The organism is Streptococcus sp. DFI.7.26 (assembly GCF_022240605.1).
Taxonomy (GTDB): domain Bacteria; phylum Bacillota; class Bacilli; order Lactobacillales; family Streptococcaceae; genus Streptococcus; species Streptococcus xiaochunlingii.
In genome coordinates this window covers 302,876-321,324 of the sequence record NZ_JAKOGN010000001.1, presented here as the reverse complement: position 1 = coordinate 321,324, position 18,449 = coordinate 302,876, and the positions used below count along the sequence as shown (strand labels likewise).

Genomic DNA, 18,449 nt, shown 5'->3' with positions numbered 1-18,449 from the left:
GGCAGGAACGATCCTACCAGGCTCCTTGCAGTCGCGATACTGCTATGCAAGGTTCATTTTTACAAATCTTCTGCTTTTAGGGGTTTGACGTCTTTGAGCAATGGGTGATTCTTGTCTGCTTCTGAGACTTCTGCTTCTTCCAAGTTTTCCCATTGAATGTCTAGGCTTGGGTCTGCATAGTTGACAAAAGCATATTTTGGCTTGAGTTCCAGTGCCCAGTAGTCATTAACTAAGTAAGTATAGGCAACTTTGTCAGACAAAACTTGGAAACCATTGGCTACACCACGAGGAACAAAGATGCCTTTTGAAGCATCGATCACGGTTTGGTAGGTATTCCCAAAGCTATCGCCTTCACGAAGGTCTACCCAAGTTCCAAGAACTTTGCCTTCATCTGCTACAGAGATGTACTTGTCCCAAGGCTCTGCATGCAAGCCACGCAAAACATTCTTACGAGAGAATGAAATATTGTTTTGCAACTTACCTTCTGCAAAAAAGCTTTCAGGGAAGCCAAGAGGAAGCATTTTCTCTTTTTGGAAGTTTTCTTTAAACCAACCACGGTTATCCCCACGCACTGGAATATCAAACTCCATCAAGCCTGGGATGGCTTCAATCTTGCGGGCTGCTAATTCTTTTTCGAAAAATTGTTCTGTCATTAAGCTTCTCCAATCAAACGGAGCAAGTATTGTCCGTATTCGTTTTTCTTCAGTGATTGCGCTAATCCATGGACTTGTTCTTTGTTGATATAACCCATGCGATAGGCAATTTCCTCAAGGTTGGCAACTTGGACGTTTTGCAAGCGTTGAACAGTTTCGATATATTGAGAAGCCTGCAAGAGACTTTCGTGAGTTCCTGTATCCAACCAAGCAAAGCCACGACCCATGAGCTCAACAGAGAGACCTCCACGCTCCAAATAAGCCTTGTTGACATCGGTGATTTCAAGCTCTCCACGAGGACTTGGTTTGATGTTTTTAGCAATCTCTACTACATCATTGTCATAGAAATAAAGTCCTGTCACCGCAAAGTTGGATTTTGGATGTTCTGGTTTTTCTTCGATAGAGATAGCATTCATATCTGCATCAAACTCTACCACACCAAAACGTTCTGGATCTTTAACTTGGTAACCAAAGACAGTCGCCCCTTTTTCTTTTGCTTCAGCCCGTTGCAACATCTTGGTTAGGCCATTTCCATGGAAGATATTATCTCCAAGAACGAGGGCAACATGATCGTCACCAATGAACTCTTCACCAATGATAAAGGCTTGTGCTAAGCCGTCTGGGCTTGGTTGCTCTGCATAAGAGAGGGAAATCCCAAGTTCAGAACCATCTCCAAGAAGCTCTTCAAAACGAGGAAGATCTTGCGGAGTTGAGATGATCAAGATTTCTTTGATCCCTGCTAACATAAGAGTTGACAATGGGTAGTAAATCATTGGCTTGTCGTAAATGGGCATCAACTGTTTGGAAGCGGCACGAGTCAAAGGATACAAACGAGTACCCGAACCACCGGCTAAAATAATACCTTTCATAATGTTAGGCCTTTCTACGTATTCATTACCCCTATTTTATCATGTTTATATAAAAAAGTCACCTTGCATTTGTGTTGCAAGGTGATGACCGGATATGAGAGTTGTAGAATTGTTAGCATTGGTCTTACTCATAATTCAAATAGATTACTGCTCCTTGACTGAGCCGTCTGAAAACCTTACCTTGTAGTAGAGCCCACTCAACCACTGCGTCTTGCTCGACAATCCAAAGACAATTGAGAGGCTAGGACTTTTGTCCCACTCTCTTCTTCACATATTGTTCAACTGGATAATCTGCTGGATCTAAGCGCACCGTTCCTCCTGCCACTAGTTGGGCTAGATGCCACCCAATGAGGGGACCTGTTGTGAGGCCGGACGAACCTAGTCCACTAGCGACATAGAGGCCTGCTTGATCAGGAACCGCTCCCCAAAATGGTGAAAAGTCACTGGTGTAGGCCCGAGTACCCACGCGCTCGCTGACAACTGTCGCTTGAGCTAGTTCTGGATAGTAGGCCAAGGCTTCTGTTTCCATCTGATTGAGCAGAGCTTGATCCGCCGTCAGGTCAAAGCCCATCTCATTCTCATGAGTGGCTCCCATACTGATCTTGCCCTTTTGGAAGGGAATGATATCCAGCTCTCCTTCCGGCATGACCACAGGATAGTCATCAGTATCTAGGTCTAGCTGATAATCCCGCAACTGTCCTTTTTGGGGACGGACATCGACTTGGTAGCCAAGTGGCTCGAGCACCTGACTCAGCCAGGCTCCTGTCGCTAGGATAACTTGGTCATAGCTTTCTCCTGCTATCTGATAGACATGATCCGAGACGGAGAGAGCAACCTCTTCCTTGATCACTCGTACCCCACTTGCCTTTAGAAGGGTTTCCGTTAGAAGGGCTCCCTCTACATGGGCCCCACCTGATGCATAAAGGAGCTGTTCAAAACCATTTAGACCTGGGAATTGCTCACTGACTTCTTCTTTGGTTAACATTGCCAAGTCTCCAATCAAGGGAGATTTTCCCCGACGGCTCAGCGCCAACTGATAGAGTTCGTCTAATTTCTCCTCCTTTTTCTTGAGGAGATAGACACCGGTCTGCTGGTAAAAATCTGTTTTGATTCCGTCCTTGGCCAGGTCTTCTACCAATTCTTGGTAAAAATCAGCTCCCAGACGAGCCAGGCGATACCAGGCCTTGTTTCGCCGTTTGGAAAACCAAGGGCTAATAATGCCTGCTGCCGCCTTAGTCGCTTGGCCGACTCCATGGTCATAGACGGTCACATCCACTTGTGCTTCTTTGGATAAATAATAGGCTGCAGTGGACCCTACGATCCCTGCACCGATAATGGCAACTTTCATCATGACCCCTTAGATATGGTAAAAAGGATTGGTACTGGCTTGACTGCCAATCACTTCAATCTCCCACGCTTCTTCAGCCTTCCACTGATTGAGCTTTTCTACTAGTTTCGAGACAAAGAGAACTTCGATATGGTGACCCGGATCCAAGGCCAAGAGCCCGTCACTCAGCATGTCCTGAGCTGTGTGGTAGTAGATATCTCCTGTGATATAGACCTCAGCCCCCTTAGCAAGAGCATCCTTGTAAAAGGACTGGCCACTTCCTCCACAGATAGCGACGCGCTCAATGACCCGTTCCAGGTCAGTCTGATCATAACCGACCAAGCGCAAAGCATCTAAGCCAAAGGTTTCTTTGACATTTTGAGCCAACTGGCCAAAGGTTTGGGTAGCTATCCGACCAATCCGGCCGATTCCGAGTCCTTCCCCTGTCATGCTGAGGGGCTCTGTATCTTCAATGTCCAAAAGCCGGCAGAACCAATCGTTGAGCCCATCTGGGACAATATCAATATTGGTATGGCTGACGTAGACTGCGATATCATGCTTGATCAAATCGATATAGATCTGATTTTGAGCCCGATCAGCTACCAAATCCTTAATCGGACGGAAAATGGGCGCGTGCTTGACGATGATCAAGTCCACCCCATGGGCGATAGCTTCAGCTACCGTCTGCTCGCGAATATCCAGGGCCACCATGACCTTATGGATGTCTTTTTGTAGCGTACCGACCTGTAGCCCACGGACATCTCCCTCCATGGAAAGCTCCTGAGGACAGTAGGCTTCATAGCGTTTGATAACTTCACTTGCTAACATGTAGGACCTCCTTGATTTGTGCGATGCGCTCTTCTAACGATGCTCTGGCAGATTGATTCTCAACTGGGACCTGCTCCAAGGCAAAGGCTAATTTCTCCACTTCCTTGGACCACTTCTGGACAAATGCTGGAGCTTGTTCCCGCATCAAATGGGGACCAAAGCGTAGTTCCTTGGCTGTCAACTCTTGAGGACCCTGTTCGACCACAAGGATCTCATAGAACTTCTCATTTTCTTCCAAGATAGCTTCATCAACAATGCGAAAATCATGGTCGACTAACCAAGCCCGCAGTTCATCTTCCCGGTTATTGGGCTGGAGGACCAATCGAGAGACACTGGCTATTTTTTCTAGACCTGCGGCTAGGATATCTGCAATCAAGCGTCCGCCCATGCCAGCAATGGTGATACAGGAAATGCCATCTGTTGGTTCAAAGGCAGCCAATCCATTGGCTAGGCGGACCTCAATCTTGTCCTCCAAGCCATTATCTGCGACATTTTGAAGGGCAGACTGATAAGGTCCCTCAACCACTTCACCAGCAATAGCAGCCTCAATCTTACCTTCTTGTAAGAGGGCGATTGGCAGATAAGCATGGTCACTCCCCACGTCCAACAGACGCGCTCCAGCTGGGACGAAGTTAGCCACCAAGTCCAAGCGATTTGATAATTTTGTAAATTCCATGTGCTACTTTCTAAACTTTTATTCCACCCCTAAGTATACCATGTTTGCACCATTAAAAAAAGGCGCGATAGCGCCTTATCCTTATGCATTAATTTCCTTATAGTCCACTTCCAAGCCACGTTTGACAGCTGGGCGATTAGCAATTTTCTCTGTCCAAGCTTGCAAATGCTTGTATTCCTTCACATCTAGGAAAATTCCTGCTCGGTCCCAAACCTTGTCTTGGGCTAGACGGCCATACCAAGACCAGATGGCAATATCCGCAATGGTGTAGTCATCTCCTGCAATATAAGGTTTGGTCGCCAATTCCTTGTCCAGTAGGTCCAATTGGCGTTTGGCTTCCATAGCAAAACGGTTGATGGCATACTCGATTCTCTCAGGCGCATAGTGGAAGAAATGGCCAAAGCCTCCACCTAAAAATGGCGCAGCCCCTGTCTGCCAGAAGAGCCAGTTGAGCACTTCTGTCCGTTTAGCTGGATCAGTCGGGATCAATTTGCCAAATTTCTCAGCTAGATACAAGAGAATATTGGCTGATTCAAAGACCCGAATGTCTTGGTCGCCTGATTGATCCAACATGGCTGGAATTTTCGAGTTTGGATTGATGGCTACAAAGTCACTGCCAAATTGATCTCCCTCACCAATCTTGATGCGATAAGCGTCGTAGCCTGCATCCACTCCCAGCTCTTTCAATTCCTCCAGCATAATGGTTACCTTAATCCCATTTGGAGTTGGAAGGGTATAGAGTTGGAAAGGCTGATCCCCTTTTGGAAGAGTTTGTTCAAAGCGGGCACCTGCTGTTGGTTGGTTCAGGCCACCCCAGGCTCCTCCCATCTGGCTCGGTGCTTCCCATACTTCTGGTAATTGATAATCTGACATCTCTTTTCTCCTTTGTCTATGTTACTACTAGCATATCAAATCCTGCCTCTAGTTTCAAAAATCTGCTACACTAGCTTTACTTGACTTTTCTTGGCAAAATGATAGTATAGAAAAAATACATTTTTGAAGGAGAAAAATCATGTCCACGATCGACTTTCATAGTTTGGCAAAGACAGAACTACACTGCCACTTAGACGGTTCCTTGTCTCTTCCGACCATTCGCCAATTAGCAGCCATGGCCAATATTGACCTTCCTGCTAGTGATGAAGAGCTCAAGCACCATGTCACTGCACCTGCCCACTGTGAGAATCTTTTGGACTATTTGGAGGCCTTTGACTACATTCGCCCTCTTCTTCAGACCAAGGAAGCCTTGACCCTTGCTGCTTACGATGTGGCCAAGCAAGCTGCTTTGGAAAATGTCGTCTACATCGAGGTCCGCTTTGCCCCAGAATTGTCTATGGACCAAGGGCTCACCGTTCCAGAAACTATCGATGCTGTCTGTGAAGGACTGCGCCAAGCCCAGGATGAATTTGGCATTGTTGCAAAAGCCCTCGTTTGTGGTATGCGCCAGTCTGATCAAGAACTCACTTCTCGTATCCTGGCAGAATCCAACCAAGTTAGGGATCAAGATTTTGTCGGCTTTGACTTCGCTGGGGATGAACACCACTACCCACCACAAGCCATTGATGCCCTCATCCAACAGGTTAAAAGTTACAACCGTCCCATGACCCTACATGCTGGAGAGTGCCACTGTCCAGCCAATGTCGCTCAATCCATGGCCTATGTCATCAAACGAAATGGTCACGTGACCTTGCTAGCGGATGAACCAAAGCTTCTAAAAGAGTTTGTGAAAAATGAGGTCACCGGTGAGCTCTGCTTGACCAGTAACCTTCAAACCAAAGCTGCTGCCACTGTGGCGGACTTCCCTTACCTCAAGATGAAAGAAGCACAAGCCCAAATTAGTATCAACACCGATAACCGGACCGTCTCTGATACCGATCTCACCAAGGAATATACCCTCTACCACCGCCACTTCCAAACAACGCCAGCTGACTTTTACCAGCACAATGTCGATGCCATCCAAGCTTCCTTTGCTAGTGACGAAGAAAAGCAAGAACTCCTTGCCAAACTAGAAAAAGCTTACGCTGATTATTTATAAACGCATTATCTTCTATTTGATTAAGCACTGGTGTAAGATTGACGACAGAGACTTATTTGAAACTTTCCTTAAGTGAGTACGGACGTCAGCGAACTTCATAGAAGTTCCATGACTTAGTTTTGAATCTAAAGTTTCAAAACTCCCGGTTACTAGAAACAATAATGTTTCTAGTATCTTTCTCGCGGTGGAAAGTTCCAATATTCGCTTATCTGCCTCCAAAAGCACCTATATATTTTACTTAATTATGCAAGGTTTTTATTCGAAAAAAGTTCGACTACATTCAAAAACTAGCACTTTTGTAAAGTGCTAGTTTTTTTCTATTATTTAGAAACTGATTCATACAAGGCTACGTCTCTAGGCGTTAGCAAACCGGTATAAAAACCGTCTACATTTACATTGGCATACTTGGTTAAATCATCATAAGTATGAATGGTGTGAACGTAAATTCGTTTATTCAGTCGATGAACAGCATCAATAAAGTCCTGATTGAAGCGAGGATCAGCAAACGAAATTGTCACTGCCTCGATCTCCTTATGTTTTGAAATGAAATCAAGCACTTCTTCTGCACTATCAGGAGACGCATACAAGGTATAAATAATATGTTGAAATGGATAAATCGAAGTAATCTCCTGATACATTTCTTGATTGTAAATCTGAGGAATGACACGATCCAACAGAGACTCATCTCGATTTTTAGCTTCGGTTACAATTTGCTCAAATTGCGTGATAGTATCTTCCTTAGGGATTTCCATCGATTTGGTATCTGTGATCAATACCATATCTGAGTTAATGACCATCTGATCTAAAACATCCCCAATCAACATAGTTGTAAAGCGACTTGGAGTCTCTGGAGAACCATAGGCTTGGAAGTTTTTCCATTCCTCTGAAGAAAGAGCAACATCATCTTTGTTTCCAAACTGATGCCAATCATGAACTGCGGCCAATTTTTTATCACTAGTCAGATAGAAATCCATTTCAAACAAGCGATGCCCCAGACCATAATTCTGTTGTAGAGCTTCAAGTGAGTTGGTATAAAAAGTATTGTATTCTTTCTCACGGATGGTACCACCCGCATGGGCAACCAATCTTGGCGAATCCTTTAACCAATTCTTTTTCTTGTTCTCCGTATATTGGACAAATCCAAAGGTGTTTGAAAGTTTCCCGTTGGTAAGCACTTCTAGACTTTCTTTATCCACATACTGAGAAGTCAATAATTTGGCTTCTTGCTGAGTAGAAATGAGGTAATGATTTTTATCAAATTGCTTTTTTTCTTTATTCCATTTAATTGTAATGGTGACATTGGATTGTTTCTTTTCAAAACCATCCGATGTCTTTTTATAACCTGCTTGGACCAAAGATTCTTCAACTGGATACAAGCCAGACGAAATCATGCTTAATTTACTAATATACAAACCAAGAAAAGCAAGAATGACTACTGTTCCTAATACAAATAAGGCTAAATAGATCCGTTTGTGCGAACTATTTTCCTTTCTATCTCCCCTTCTCATCTATAAACCGAATCTCCTCTTTTAATCTTTCCACAAATCCATGGCCTGTAAGAAATCATCTGAAACTGTGACATTTTCAGGCTGAAGGGCTTCGCGTTCTTGTTGTTTGATTTTTAATTGTGTCAAACTGGTAATGCCCTCCCGTCGCCAATTGCGCAGGATGGCCTGGATATATTTCCAGTGAGGCTTGCCATTAAAGACAGCTTCTCTCAAGGCAGCCTTTACAATATCAGGGTCTGTTTGGTCCTGCTTGACTGTCTGCGTCAAATCTTCGATTTCAAATGGCGTCAATAAACGTCCCAACTCCTGCTCAAAGGTTTTGACCAAATCAGCGAGTTCATTTTCTGCTTGCTTGTCTTGCCCTCGCTGTGCTACTTCTGTCTTGCTTTGAAGCAAGTCATCCAAGCGTTCAAGGGCAATGGTCGCATCAAAAAGAACTTCAATCTCCCCATCTAGCTCAATGGTCCGATATTGGAGCAAACCTTGGTTAGTCAGGCGAGACATGGACTGGTTGACTTCTGCGACAGACTTGCCAATCGCATCTGCAATTTGATTAGGTGTGAGGCTGGATTGGTTGGTCGTGTTTTGCAAATAAAAGAACTGCCAAACCAGAAAATCCTCTGCGTCTTTAAATAAATGGTGATAATGGAAAAGTAAGGCACTTGGTAAAACCAAATTGCCCGACTTAAATGCTTGTGAATATGTCATACTACCCCTTTATAGGTAACCATAAAATGAAATATCTTTTTCTAACTCCTCCAAACGATAAGGAGTTTCTTGGTAAACTGCATAATTGATCCAATTACTAAAGAAGTTGGCTGCCGCTAAGTTCCACCGCATCCGAGGGTCCCGACTACTGTCATCCTGATCATAATAATTCTTTGGAAGATCTGGATTCAAGCCTGCTTTGACATCCCGCTGGTATTCCTTGGCCAAGGTATCACGGTCATACTCCAAATGGCCAAAACTATAGACCTCCCGAAGGTCTGGACTGGCCAGGATGGATAGTCCTACTTCACCCCCCTGAGCCAGGACTTGCAAGTTACTCTTCTCTAGCACTTCCTTGAGGGGGACATCTGTATAACGTGAGTGAGGGGCCAAAAAAGCATCGTCAAAGCCACGCATTAAGCGATTCTGAGGATTCATGACTGTTTGCTCATAGATCCCAGATAGCTTGTCGCAGAGAGCTACTTTTTCAATCCCATAGCGGTAATAGAGACCAGCTTGGGCACCCCAACAAAGATGTAAGGTGGAAAAGACATGGCGCTTCGACCAAGCAAAGACCTTTGTTAACTCCTCCCAGTAATCCACTTCCTCGAAGGCTAATTTCTCTACTGGAGCTCCCGTAATGATCAAACCGTCATAATAGTTCTCTTTAATATCATCGAAGGATTTGTAGAAAACTTCCATATGTTCTGCCGCTGTCGTCTTGGACTCATGGCTGGTCATATAGAGGAAATCCACATTGATCTGCAAGGGAGTATTGGCCAGGAGGCGTAAGAGTTGAGTCTCAGTGGCTACCTTAGTCGGCATGAGATTCAAAATCAGAACATTCATCGGACGAATATCTTGGTGAGTTGCCCGAATATCATCCATGACAAAAATATTTTCTGAGCGAAGAATATCAACTGCTGGTAATTTCTTATCTAAGGTAATTGGCATAAAAAGCTCCCATCTTACAAGTTGTTACCTCTTATTATAAGACAGGAGCATATAGTTTTCAATTATGGTTTTTCTCTATCTAGATATAGCTCTAAACTATATTAGTAATGCATCAAGACCTTGTAATCGTAGTCTCCGATTGCTTCGCGGCCTTTGAGATCATCGAGCTCGATCAAGAAGGCACAACCTGCAACCACTCCACCGAGTTTTTCGATCATTTCGATGGTTGCTTTAACGGTACCACCTGTTGCCAAGAGGTCATCGACGATGAGAACGCGTTGACCTGGTTTGATAGCATCGGCGTGCATGGTCAAGGTATCCACACCGTATTCTTTTTCGTAGTCAGCTGAGATGACTTCACGAGGCAATTTGCCAGGTTTACGAACAGGCGCAAAACCAATACCGAGCTCGAAAGCGACCGGACATCCAACGATGAATCCACGCGCTTCAGGGCCGACGATCATGTCGATTTTCTTATCCGTTGCGTATTGAACGATTTCACGAATCGCATAACTATAAGCATTGCCATCTGCCATCAAAGGGCTGATATCACGGAAGGTAATTCCTTCTTGTGGATAGTTCTCAATGCTTGCAATGTAATCTTTTAAATTCATTTCTAACTTCTTTCAAAATTTATGTTTACATTTCATTATACCATGAAAATTTATGAGATGCACTTGAAAGTCTTAAAAAAGCATACTTTAGTGTAATTGTTGACAAAACCTTACTTATCATCAGAAAGCAAGTAATTATAAATTTCTTGCACAGATCCTAGAGCCATGAGTTCCTGGTCTTTGACCGTCTGCACCAAGTCCTGATAGGTGGAACTAGAGGCAATCTCCTTCTTCTCTGCATCCTTGTTGACCGTCATGATGCCATTTTCAATCTGGACAAAGCCCAACTCTTGGAAGATTTGGATCATCTTGATCAACAAAACTTGTGGAATCTTGAGGTAGTCAGATAGTTGGCTGAGCTTATGGCGAATATCAAACTCAGGGAACTGATACAGCGTTTTGTAGAGTTTAGCATACTGATCCCGACTGCCGTAGCCCGTCAGGTAATAGGCCTTGTCTAGTTCATTTTTAAAATAGACCGCTTGGAAGCTCTGTTCTTGGAAGAAGGCTTTTAAGTCAGCCAGATCATCCGGGATGCGATCGATGACAATAGCAGGGCAATCTTCCCCTTCTTCAAACTGACTAAAGAGGGGGAGGGCTTGTGGGAGAGGAGCATTTTTCCCTCGAATATTGTAGAGTTGAACTCCTTCTACACGGGCGTCCACGACCATCAGTTGCAGGGTGGTCTGTCCATTCCACTGATTGACGGACAAGGATACCACCAACTCCAAGTTTTTCGCTTGGGAGTACTCCAATTCCAAATGGCCCTGGCCAAAAGCCACCACATCAAAATGGGCATCGCCTTTTTGAATCTTCAACTTCAGATGGCTATTACCAGCCCCGATGGTCCGACTAGACTCCACTTGAAAATCACGAATGTAAAAGACTGGCTTCTTATGGTCCATCCCAAAAGGAGCGAGACGGTCAAAACTCTTTAAGGTATCCAAGGTCAGCTCTTCTAGGTCCAACTCCTCATCCACGAAGAGTGTGGATTTGGCCGTCAGGTCAATCCCTTTTCCTACAATATAGTCAGAAAAAATCTCGGTCAAACGAGGGAGCTTGTCCACTTCCAAAGTCATACCAGCTGCACCCGCGTGGCCCCCAAAGGCGATAAAGAGATCACGATGGGGATCTAGGGCTTCAAAAATATGGACACTTTCGGGACTTCGTGCACTTCCCTTGGCCTTGCCTTGGTCTATGGTGAGGACGATGATAGGCTGATGGAGCTCTTCAAGTAGGCGACCGGCTACGATCCCTAGGACACCAGGATTCCAGCCTTCCTTGGCCAAGATTTGAACGGGAAGACTTGGGTCGACCATGGCTTTGGCCTCATCGTAGATGGTTTGGACGATCTCCTTGCGCTCTTCATTCTTGGCTTGAATCATCAGCGCAATTTCCAGCGCTTCTTCGTCGTCAAAGCCCGTCAAGAGCTCGACCGCTGGATTTGGGTCATCCAAGCGACCCAGCGCATTGAGACGAGGGGCAATCTGAAAACCAACCGTTTCTTCATTTACATCTTGAGGAGCGATGGTGGCCAGCTTGAGCATTTCCTGGAGACCGATCCGTTGGGTTTGACGAAGGACACCTAGGCCATACTTGACTAGGATGCGGTTTTCGTCTGTCAGACTAACCATATCCGCAATGGTTCCAATGGCTACCAGATCAAGGAAATCTAGGGGCACCTCTTCTAGGAGGGCACAAGCCAACTTAAAGGCAACCCCACAGCCCGCTAGGTGCTTGAAAGGATAATCAGCATCTGGATGCTCGGGGTGAATGATGGCATAGGCATCGGGCAAGACTTCTGGCATGGCATGGTGGTCTGTCACAATAACATCTACTCCCATGCTTTGGGCCAATTCAATGGCTTCGTGGCCTGCTACCCCGTTGTCCACCGTGATGATGAGGGAAATCCCCTGCTGTTCAATAAAATACTTGTAGACACTGGCATTGGGACCGTAGCCATCCGTAAAGCGGTTGGGTAGATAGACAGCTACTTCCGCCCCCATCTGCTCCAGGGTTTCCTTCATAATAGAAGCGGCCGTCATCCCGTCCGCATCATAGTCTCCATAAATTAGGATTTGTTCATAGTCTTCAATGGCTTGGCGAATGCGATCCACTGCCTTGTCCATATCGTGAAGCAGGTAGGGATCATGCAGATCTTCTAGCCGAGGTTCAAGAAAACGATCCAGCGCCTCTTCCGTCTGGATCCCTCGTTCTCCCAACAACTTGGCTGCAGATGCTTCTAATCCTCTCTTCTTTGCTTGCGCCAAAAAAGTATCATCTGAAAACGGCGCAGCAAACTGCCATTCATATTTTGACGTGATCATCTGTTTTTCTTTTCTCCCTGTCATCTAGTCTTCTTATTATAACATGAATTATTTTTTCAAATGCGAAAAAATGATTTTACAGAAGAAATGAAGAAAGGATTCCCTATCCGGAAATCCTCTCCATCAAATTTTATAAATCATCCCTGTACAGGCTTGCTCTGAAAGTTCGACAAATCCTAAGGACTGATAAAAGGCAAGATTTTTCTCGCTCCGTTCAGTGACGAGAAGCCGTTGATAGACGGTGGGGAAGGTCGCTAAAGCCTCTTCTAAAAGTTTCCTTCCGATACCTTGGCGCTGGTGATCTGGTCGTACCAGGAGATCCTGCACAAAAATGACAGAGTGGCCATCACCTACCAAGCGAATGTAGGCGACGAGCTCTTTCTCATCATAGACTCCCAACTGCCAGAGACTGGCTTTAACAGCTTCTTCTAGCATAACTGGGTTGTTGGTATAATTGGTCCAGCCGACCGAGCTGTAGAGTGCGACTAGGTCTGTCATCGCTGGAATCTCTTGTTTGTACTCTAACATCTTAACTCCTTTTTAAGGTATAGTGCTGGAAGAAGGCTATATCCCGATAAGGGGAGTCCTGACAAACAGCACGCTCCATCTGAAGCATAGACTCTCGCCAGCCTTCTTGGCCTTTGAAGCGATTATCCTGTAAGCCATAAAAGACACGAATTCCTTGGTAGTCCTGAACTTCGAGGGCTAGATCTTCTACTGCTGCACCGAGATCATAGGCCTGGGCCAAGCCCATGGAGTGGGTTTCCAGGTCTTGGCCGGCTAAGAGATCAAGCGCCTTCTGAGTATCATTTTCAAAGACGACAGTCTGCAGGACGCGGCCAACTTCATTGTGCTTGACAATGGAGAGTAGGCCACCTGGTTTCAAGAGGCGGGTGAATTCCCTGAGAATCACCTTGCGATCCTCCACATACTCCAAGACATTGTGGCAGAGGATAACATCAAAGCTGGCATCTTCAAGACTTGCCAACTGATCTAGACTTCCAACTACTTGCTGGTAGGGATAATCCTGGGCCCGCAAAGCCACCATTTCCTCATTGGGCTCCACAGCAAGAACATCATTGTCTTTCGCTAGGTGGTTGGCCACCAGGCCAAATCCACTGCCAAAATCAAGGACCCGCTTTCCCTTGATGTCTTTTAATTGTTCAAAAAGGATATCATAATAGATCTGTCCCCAGGGTTGCTGGAGATTTTCTAAATAAGCTTGAATATTCGCGGCCATCTGGTTCCTCCTATTTGAAATTAAACATCTTGCTAGCCAGCTTGTCTGAGATGCGTGGGAAAAGGGTATAGAGATTGTGGGTCAAGTTCAAAAGCCAAGGCAGATTGAGCTCACGTTTTGCTTTTCCAAAGTTCTTCACAATCTTCTTGGCTACAAAGTCTGGTTCCAAAATGTAGCGGTCCACAGCTTTGACATAGCTTCCGTCTGGGTCTGCCTGATCAAAGAAAGTGGTCCGGATAGGGCCTGGATTGACCGTCGTCACATGGACACCAAAGGGCATCAGTTCTAGCCGCAGGGCATTGGAGAAGCCAATGGCCGCAAACTTAGTAGCTGAATAAAGGCTGGATTTGGCTGTTGCGACGAGACCCGCCATGCTGACGATGTTGACGATGTGCCCCTTGCCTGCTTCCTTCATGTGCGCACCCATCAAGCGTGAAAGCTGCATGAGGGCAAAGGTGTTGACCTCAAACATGGCATGGATCTGCTCATTGGTAATCTGGTCAAACTCTTCAAAGATCCCATAGCCTGCATTGTTGACCAAGACATCAATCTGCCCATAGCGCTGATAGAGCTCTTGGACGAGCTTTTGGACAGATGATGAATCGGTGATATCGATCCCGATGCATTCGGCTTGAGGATGGTCAGCATAGAGTTGTTCCAGTTTCTCTTGATTTCTCCCTAGGAGAATAAGCCGGTCCTCAGGAAGGAGCTTAACCATTTCCTGTGCCAGGCCTCCACTCGCGCCTGTAATGACGATAGTTTGCATCTTAGATCTCCACTTCTTCCAAGTCCTTGACCACATGGACCTTCTCAAACACAGTCGCCGCATCCTTGCGCAATTGACTGACGTCCTTGGAGAGGAAGCGGGCACTGATATGGTTGAGTAGAAGATGTTTGGCTCCTGCTTCACGCGCCACTTCTGCTGCCTGCATATTGGTCGAGTGGCCATGCTTACGAGCAATCTTCTCATCGCCCTTGCCATAGGTAGACTCATGCACGAGAACATCTGCATTGACGGCAAGTCTGACGCTGGCATTGGTCTTCCGGGTATCGCCCAAGATGGTGATGATCTTACCCGGTCGAGGGGCTGAGATATAATCCGCAGCAATGATCTTGGTACCATCTTCCAGGGTAACATCCTGCCCATTTTTGACCTGGCCAAAAAGTGGTCCAAATGGAACCCCTGCTGCCTTGAGCTTGTCTGCGTCGAGGGTCCCTTCCAAATCCTTCTGCATGACCCGGTAGCCGACACAGAAAATGGTGTGGTCCAAGGCCTCGGCATAGACCGTGAACTTATCGGTCTCCATGATTTTCCCAAGTGAACCTTCATCGAACTCATGAAAATGGATCTTGTAAGGCAGGCGTGAACCGGAAACTCGAAGGCTGGTCAAGACAAAGGATTTGATCCCAACCGGTCCATAAATCTCTAAATCCGTCTGCTCTTCATTGGCTTGAAAGGCGCGACTAGAGAGGAAACCTGGCAAACCAAAGATATGGTCCCCATGTAAGTGGGTGATAAAAATCTTGCTGACCTTTCGAGGACGGATGCTGGTTTCTAAGATTTGGTTTTGCGTTCCTTCCCCACAGTCAAAGAGCCAAACTTCATTGATTTCATCCAAGAGTTTGAGGGCTAGACTTGAGACATTACGAGATTTGGACGGCTGTCCCGCACCCGTTCCTAAAAATTGAATTTCCATTGTATTCTTTCTAACTAATATAGATCATAGCAGTCCGATTTTTTGATCGAACGGCGATTTTTCCTGGGTAGGCCTTAGCTAATTGAGCCAATTCGTCCTGGTTGTAGCCAGTCAGGCGGATGCTGCCATCTGCCAACTCTTCAAGATTAGATAGAGGTGACAACTCCTTGGTATCCACCACCTCTTGATCCGTAACATGACGCATCAAGATGAAGCCTTCCTCATCATATACCAGATAGTGAGGGAAGATTTGCGCAATCTCAAACAAGAGGTCCATGCTGATGGCTTCTGCTTGCTGGGCAAAGACTTGAGCTAATCCCTTTTCTCGGTAGCAAAAGCCATAGGCCTTGCCAGAGAGATTGAGACGGACAAAGGGTTTGTCCTCCTCGAAGCTGGGACTGGTCTGATAGAGATCAAAGACCTCAGTGACTTGTTCATAGTAGTCTGTTGCTGCATCGGGGCTCTTCTTTTGGTAAAGCTCAGCGAAGTAGGCATTGATTACACTGGGCGGTGGCGTGATAAACTGGAGCTTTTGCTCTTCTGTCAATCCCGCTAAGACCCGCTCCAAATAGACCTTGTCTAGACTGGTATAGCCCCCATAGCTGAGAGCGATATTAAGATAATCCATGATGATAAAACTCCTCTAGTCTCCATGCATTTTTAGGGGCGATGTAGCCTGTTATGACCTCACCAGTCTCCTCATAGGAACGCTCAGCCAATATGGCAATGGTCTCCAATTCATGGATGCGGTAGGCTTGATCAAAAGGAACCTGAATCGTAAAGGGATGGAAGAGCTCCTGCATCTTTTCAAGTAGAATGTCCTGCAGTTTAGTCCGACTATCGGGATCCTTGGCCGAAACCAGGCGGTAAGGTGTCTGGGTCGGTGTAAAGTCCTCGACCTTATCAGCCTTATTGTAGAGAGTCAAGCGTGGAATCTCCAGCATCTCCAAATCCTTCATAATCTGAAGAACTGTCTTTTCATGCTCTTCATGGTTGGGATCAGAGGCATCGATGACATGGACCAAGAGATCCACATTCTTGCTTTCTTCCAGGGTCGACTTAAAACTGGTCACCAACTCTGTCGGCAAGTCCTGAATAAAACCAACTGCATCTGTCAGAGTTACTTGTAGATTGCCTGTTAGATGGATGCTCTTGGTGGTGGCATCCAAGGTCGCAAAGAGTTCATCTGCCTCGTATTGGGTCTTACTGGTCAAGGCATTCATAATGGTTGATTTGCCAGCGTTGGTATAGCCAATCAAGCCAATCTTAAAGATGGGGGATTCTAGGCGTTTTTCCCGGACCACTTCACGGTTCTTCTCGACCACCTTGAGTTGACGCTCAATATCAGTGATTTGATTGCGGACACTCCGGCGGTTTAACTCCAGCTGACTTTCCCCTGGACCACGGGAACCAATCCCCCCGGCCTGCCGGCTGAGCATGATTCCTTGACCAACGAGACGGGGCAAGAGGTACTTGAGCTGGGCCAAGTGCACCTGCAACTTCCCTTCGTGGCTCCTTGCCCGCATGGCAAAGATATCCAAGATCAGTTGCATCCGGTCAATGACCTTAACACCCAAAATTTCTTCTAAATTCACATTCTGCCGAGGAGTCAAACGGTTGTTAACAACAACTGTCGAAACCTCATCTGCATCGACCATTTGGGCAATTTCTTCTAGCTTTCCAGAACCGACAAAGGTCTTGCTGTCGTATTTTTCTCTCTTCTGAGTGTAGACACCTACGACTTCTGCCCCGGCTGTCTTGGCTAGACTGGCCAACTCCTCCATGGACATGTCAAAGTTTTCCATCCCTTGGAGCTCGACACCGACAATGAGGACCCGCTCCTGTTTTTTCTCAGTTTCTATCATCTAAAAATCTTTCTATATCATGAAGAACCCGCTCCTTAAAGCCTTCTTCTCCAATCTGGTAAAAATGGACCATCATCCGATTGCGGAACCAGGTCAACTGGCGTTTAGCAAAACGGCGTGTATTTTGTTTGAGTTGCTCCAGGGCCTCTTCTAAATTTTGCTCCCCCTTGAAATAAGGGAAGAGCTCCTTGTAGCCAATCCCTTTGGTTGCCTGAACCTCAGGATGGTTGTCATAGAGCCACTGGGCTTCTTCAAGCAAGCCCTGCTCAACCATAAGATCCACCCGTCGGTTAATGCGGTCATACAAAGCTTGGCGATCATCGTCTAGACAGATGATATAGGGCTCATAGGCTGGAGCTTGATTTTCCAAGTCCTGACCGAAATGGGCGATCTCCAAAGCTCGCATGGCCCGTCTACGATTGATCTGCGGGATCTCCATTCCCTCTTTCACTACTTGGTCAAACAGTTCTTCATCTGTAAGAGGAGACAAGGACTCCCGATAGGCTAGGATATCCTCATGAGCAACATCCCCTCCTAGATGATAACCTTCTAGCAGACTTTGGACATAAAGACCTGTCCCTCCAGCAATAATGGGAAGATGGCCCCGTTCTTGAATCTCTTCGATGGCTTGGCTGGCCTCTTTGACAAAATCATAGGCTGAGTAGGTCTCTGTCACCTCACGCACATCAATCAGATGATGGGGAGCTGCTTCCTGCTCCTCTGAACTAGCCTTGGCCGTTCCAATATCTAGTGTACGGTAGACTTGCTGACTGTCCCCACTGATGACCTCGCCCTGAAAGCGCTGGGCCACCTCGATAGCGAGGGCTGTTTTTCCAACAGCGGTCGGCCCCACTATCACAATTATCTTGTTTTTCATCGTTTTTCCTTGCAAAAATCGCATTTTTTCGTTACCATATATTATAACATAAATATTTAAAGTTCAGAAAAGGAGAAATTCTCATGGCTAAAGGATTTGGTAAAGGTTTTGTTACTGGTGTTGCTGGTACAGTTGCGGCTGTAGCAGGTGCAGTTTACACATTCAAGAAAAAAGTAATCGAGCCTGAAGAACAAAAAGCAGCTTTCATCGAAGAAAACCGCAAAAAAGCAGCACGTCGTCGTGTATCACACTAATCAAAAGAAAAACTCCGGGA

Annotated in this window: 20 protein-coding genes; 2 read left to right on the top strand and 18 right to left on the bottom strand. The window is 46.0% G+C overall.

Annotated features, from left to right (window positions below):
* Nucleotides 1-59: 59 nt before the first annotated feature.
* The 6 genes from L0M85_RS01610 to yghU form a co-directional block, all read right to left on the bottom strand.
* The gene (locus tag L0M85_RS01610) at nucleotides 60-653 is read right to left on the bottom strand and encodes a dTDP-4-dehydrorhamnose 3,5-epimerase family protein (RefSeq protein WP_238656293.1); all 594 of its coding nucleotides are present in this window, start codon (nucleotides 651-653) and stop codon (nucleotides 60-62) included.
* Nucleotides 653-1,522, bottom strand: coding sequence for a glucose-1-phosphate thymidylyltransferase RfbA (gene rfbA, locus L0M85_RS01605; protein WP_238656292.1), 870 nt, complete (start codon nucleotides 1,520-1,522; stop codon nucleotides 653-655). The genes L0M85_RS01610 and rfbA overlap by 1 nt, the downstream gene beginning before the upstream one ends.
* A 241-nt stretch (nucleotides 1,523-1,763) precedes the next feature.
* Nucleotides 1,764-2,873: an FAD-dependent oxidoreductase gene (locus tag L0M85_RS01600; RefSeq protein ID WP_238656291.1), complete on the bottom strand. Its 1,110-nt coding sequence runs from the start codon at nucleotides 2,871-2,873 to the stop codon at nucleotides 1,764-1,766.
* A 6-nt stretch (nucleotides 2,874-2,879) separates the two neighbouring features.
* A complete protein-coding gene (locus tag L0M85_RS01595; protein ID WP_238656290.1) occupies nucleotides 2,880-3,677 on the bottom strand; it encodes a Nif3-like dinuclear metal center hexameric protein in 798 nt (265 codons plus the stop codon).
* Nucleotides 3,664-4,353, bottom strand: a complete 690-nt coding sequence (locus L0M85_RS01590) for a tRNA (adenine(22)-N(1))-methyltransferase TrmK (protein ID WP_238656289.1) — start codon at nucleotides 4,351-4,353, stop codon at nucleotides 3,664-3,666. Before L0M85_RS01590 ends, L0M85_RS01595 begins: the two co-directional genes overlap by 14 nt.
* 81 nt (nucleotides 4,354-4,434) lie before the next feature.
* Nucleotides 4,435-5,226, bottom strand: a complete 792-nt coding sequence (yghU, locus tag L0M85_RS01585; RefSeq protein ID WP_238656288.1) for a glutathione-dependent disulfide-bond oxidoreductase — start codon at nucleotides 5,224-5,226, stop codon at nucleotides 4,435-4,437.
* Between the two features lie 139 nt (nucleotides 5,227-5,365).
* On the opposite strand from yghU, the gene add reads away from it, so the two are divergent.
* Nucleotides 5,366-6,385, top strand: coding sequence for an adenosine deaminase (gene add, locus L0M85_RS01580; protein ID WP_238656287.1), 1,020 nt, complete (start codon nucleotides 5,366-5,368; stop codon nucleotides 6,383-6,385).
* A gap of 320 nt (nucleotides 6,386-6,705) precedes the next feature.
* Here add and L0M85_RS01575 read toward each other — a convergent pair whose 3' ends face one another.
* The 12 genes from L0M85_RS01575 to miaA all read right to left on the bottom strand — a co-directional run bounded on the left by L0M85_RS01575 (nucleotide 6,706) and on the right by miaA (nucleotide 18,175).
* On the bottom strand, nucleotides 6,706-7,893 hold the full coding sequence (locus L0M85_RS01575; RefSeq protein ID WP_238656286.1) for a glycerophosphodiester phosphodiesterase family protein: 1,188 nt from the start codon (nucleotides 7,891-7,893) through the stop codon (nucleotides 6,706-6,708).
* A 21-nt stretch (nucleotides 7,894-7,914) separates the two neighbouring features.
* Complete coding sequence (locus tag L0M85_RS01570; protein WP_238656284.1) at nucleotides 7,915-8,601, bottom strand: DnaD domain-containing protein; 687 nt, start codon at nucleotides 8,599-8,601, stop codon at nucleotides 7,915-7,917.
* 9 nt (nucleotides 8,602-8,610) lie between these two features.
* Nucleotides 8,611-9,555, bottom strand: coding sequence for a homoserine O-succinyltransferase (gene metA, locus L0M85_RS01565; protein WP_129268966.1), 945 nt, complete (start codon nucleotides 9,553-9,555; stop codon nucleotides 8,611-8,613).
* A gap of 101 nt (nucleotides 9,556-9,656) precedes the next feature.
* Complete coding sequence (locus L0M85_RS01560) at nucleotides 9,657-10,169, bottom strand: adenine phosphoribosyltransferase (protein ID WP_003002788.1); 513 nt, start codon at nucleotides 10,167-10,169, stop codon at nucleotides 9,657-9,659.
* Between the two features lie 110 nt (nucleotides 10,170-10,279).
* Nucleotides 10,280-12,496, bottom strand: coding sequence for a single-stranded-DNA-specific exonuclease RecJ (gene recJ, locus L0M85_RS01555; protein ID WP_238656420.1), 2,217 nt, complete (start codon nucleotides 12,494-12,496; stop codon nucleotides 10,280-10,282).
* A 123-nt stretch (nucleotides 12,497-12,619) separates the two neighbouring features.
* Nucleotides 12,620-13,024, bottom strand: a complete 405-nt coding sequence (locus L0M85_RS01550; RefSeq protein WP_238656282.1) for a GNAT family N-acetyltransferase — start codon at nucleotides 13,022-13,024, stop codon at nucleotides 12,620-12,622.
* Between the two features lies 1 nt (nucleotide 13,025).
* Nucleotides 13,026-13,736, bottom strand: coding sequence for a class I SAM-dependent methyltransferase (locus L0M85_RS01545; RefSeq protein ID WP_238656280.1), 711 nt, complete (start codon nucleotides 13,734-13,736; stop codon nucleotides 13,026-13,028).
* Nucleotides 13,737-13,746: 10 nt separating this feature from the next.
* Entirely contained in the window at nucleotides 13,747-14,502 is a 756-nt protein-coding gene (locus L0M85_RS01540) for an SDR family oxidoreductase (RefSeq protein ID WP_238656278.1), read from the bottom strand.
* A 1-nt stretch (nucleotide 14,503) separates the two neighbouring features.
* On the bottom strand, nucleotides 14,504-15,433 hold the full coding sequence (gene rnz / locus L0M85_RS01535; protein ID WP_048788919.1) for a ribonuclease Z: 930 nt from the start codon (nucleotides 15,431-15,433) through the stop codon (nucleotides 14,504-14,506).
* Nucleotides 15,434-15,443: 10 nt separating this feature from the next.
* Nucleotides 15,444-16,061 carry a cystathionine beta-lyase gene (locus tag L0M85_RS01530; RefSeq protein ID WP_082781612.1) on the bottom strand — a complete coding sequence of 206 codons (618 nt, stop codon included), beginning with the start codon at nucleotides 16,059-16,061 and terminating at the stop codon, nucleotides 15,444-15,446.
* On the bottom strand, nucleotides 16,048-17,298 hold the full coding sequence (hflX, locus tag L0M85_RS01525; RefSeq protein ID WP_238656276.1) for a GTPase HflX: 1,251 nt from the start codon (nucleotides 17,296-17,298) through the stop codon (nucleotides 16,048-16,050). Before hflX ends, L0M85_RS01530 begins: the two co-directional genes overlap by 14 nt.
* Entirely contained in the window at nucleotides 17,285-18,175 is an 891-nt protein-coding gene (gene miaA, locus L0M85_RS01520) for a tRNA (adenosine(37)-N6)-dimethylallyltransferase MiaA (RefSeq protein ID WP_342751242.1), read from the bottom strand. The genes hflX and miaA overlap by 14 nt, the downstream gene beginning before the upstream one ends.
* 83 nt (nucleotides 18,176-18,258) lie before the next feature.
* Here miaA and L0M85_RS01515 point away from each other — a divergent pair, with 83 nt between their 5' ends.
* A complete protein-coding gene (locus tag L0M85_RS01515) occupies nucleotides 18,259-18,429 on the top strand; it encodes a DUF3042 family protein (protein WP_003002781.1) in 171 nt (56 codons plus the stop codon).
* Nucleotides 18,430-18,449 lie beyond the last annotated feature (20 nt).

Excerpts from the sequence above, each read along its gene's own strand:
- L0M85_RS01610 (WP_238656293.1), bottom strand. The coding sequence starts at position 653 with ATGACAGAACAATTTTTCGAAAAAGAATTAGCAGCCCGCAAGATTGAA.
- L0M85_RS01540 (WP_238656278.1), bottom strand. The coding sequence starts at position 14,502 with ATGCAAACTATCGTCATTACAGGCGCGAGTGGAGGCCTGGCACAGGAA.
- recJ (WP_238656420.1), bottom strand. The coding sequence starts at position 12,496 with ATGATCACGTCAAAATATGAATGGCAGTTTGCTGCGCCGTTTTCAGAT.
- hflX (WP_238656276.1), bottom strand. The coding sequence starts at position 17,298 with ATGATAGAAACTGAGAAAAAACAGGAGCGGGTCCTCATTGTCGGTGTC.
- L0M85_RS01595 (WP_238656290.1), bottom strand. The coding sequence starts at position 3,677 with ATGTTAGCAAGTGAAGTTATCAAACGCTATGAAGCCTACTGTCCTCAG.
- L0M85_RS01550 (WP_238656282.1), bottom strand. The coding sequence starts at position 13,024 with ATGTTAGAGTACAAACAAGAGATTCCAGCGATGACAGACCTAGTCGCA.
- L0M85_RS01560 (WP_003002788.1), bottom strand. The coding sequence starts at position 10,169 with ATGAATTTAAAAGATTACATTGCAAGCATTGAGAACTATCCACAAGAA.
- L0M85_RS01600 (WP_238656291.1), bottom strand. The coding sequence starts at position 2,873 with ATGATGAAAGTTGCCATTATCGGTGCAGGGATCGTAGGGTCCACTGCA.
- add (WP_238656287.1), top strand. The coding sequence starts at position 5,366 with ATGTCCACGATCGACTTTCATAGTTTGGCAAAGACAGAACTACACTGC.
- yghU (WP_238656288.1), bottom strand. The coding sequence starts at position 5,226 with ATGTCAGATTATCAATTACCAGAAGTATGGGAAGCACCGAGCCAGATG.
- L0M85_RS01570 (WP_238656284.1), bottom strand. The coding sequence starts at position 8,601 with ATGACATATTCACAAGCATTTAAGTCGGGCAATTTGGTTTTACCAAGT.
- L0M85_RS01590 (WP_238656289.1), bottom strand. The coding sequence starts at position 4,353 with ATGGAATTTACAAAATTATCAAATCGCTTGGACTTGGTGGCTAACTTC.
- rnz (WP_048788919.1), bottom strand. The coding sequence starts at position 15,433 with ATGGAAATTCAATTTTTAGGAACGGGTGCGGGACAGCCGTCCAAATCT.
- miaA (WP_342751242.1), bottom strand. The coding sequence starts at position 18,175 with ATGAAAAACAAGATAATTGTGATAGTGGGGCCGACCGCTGTTGGAAAA.
- L0M85_RS01530 (WP_082781612.1), bottom strand. The coding sequence starts at position 16,061 with ATGGATTATCTTAATATCGCTCTCAGCTATGGGGGCTATACCAGTCTA.
- L0M85_RS01515 (WP_003002781.1), top strand. The coding sequence starts at position 18,259 with ATGGCTAAAGGATTTGGTAAAGGTTTTGTTACTGGTGTTGCTGGTACA.
- L0M85_RS01545 (WP_238656280.1), bottom strand. The coding sequence starts at position 13,736 with ATGGCCGCGAATATTCAAGCTTATTTAGAAAATCTCCAGCAACCCTGG.
- metA (WP_129268966.1), bottom strand. The coding sequence starts at position 9,555 with ATGCCAATTACCTTAGATAAGAAATTACCAGCAGTTGATATTCTTCGC.
- rfbA (WP_238656292.1), bottom strand. The coding sequence starts at position 1,522 with ATGAAAGGTATTATTTTAGCCGGTGGTTCGGGTACTCGTTTGTATCCT.
- L0M85_RS01575 (WP_238656286.1), bottom strand. The coding sequence starts at position 7,893 with ATGAGAAGGGGAGATAGAAAGGAAAATAGTTCGCACAAACGGATCTAT.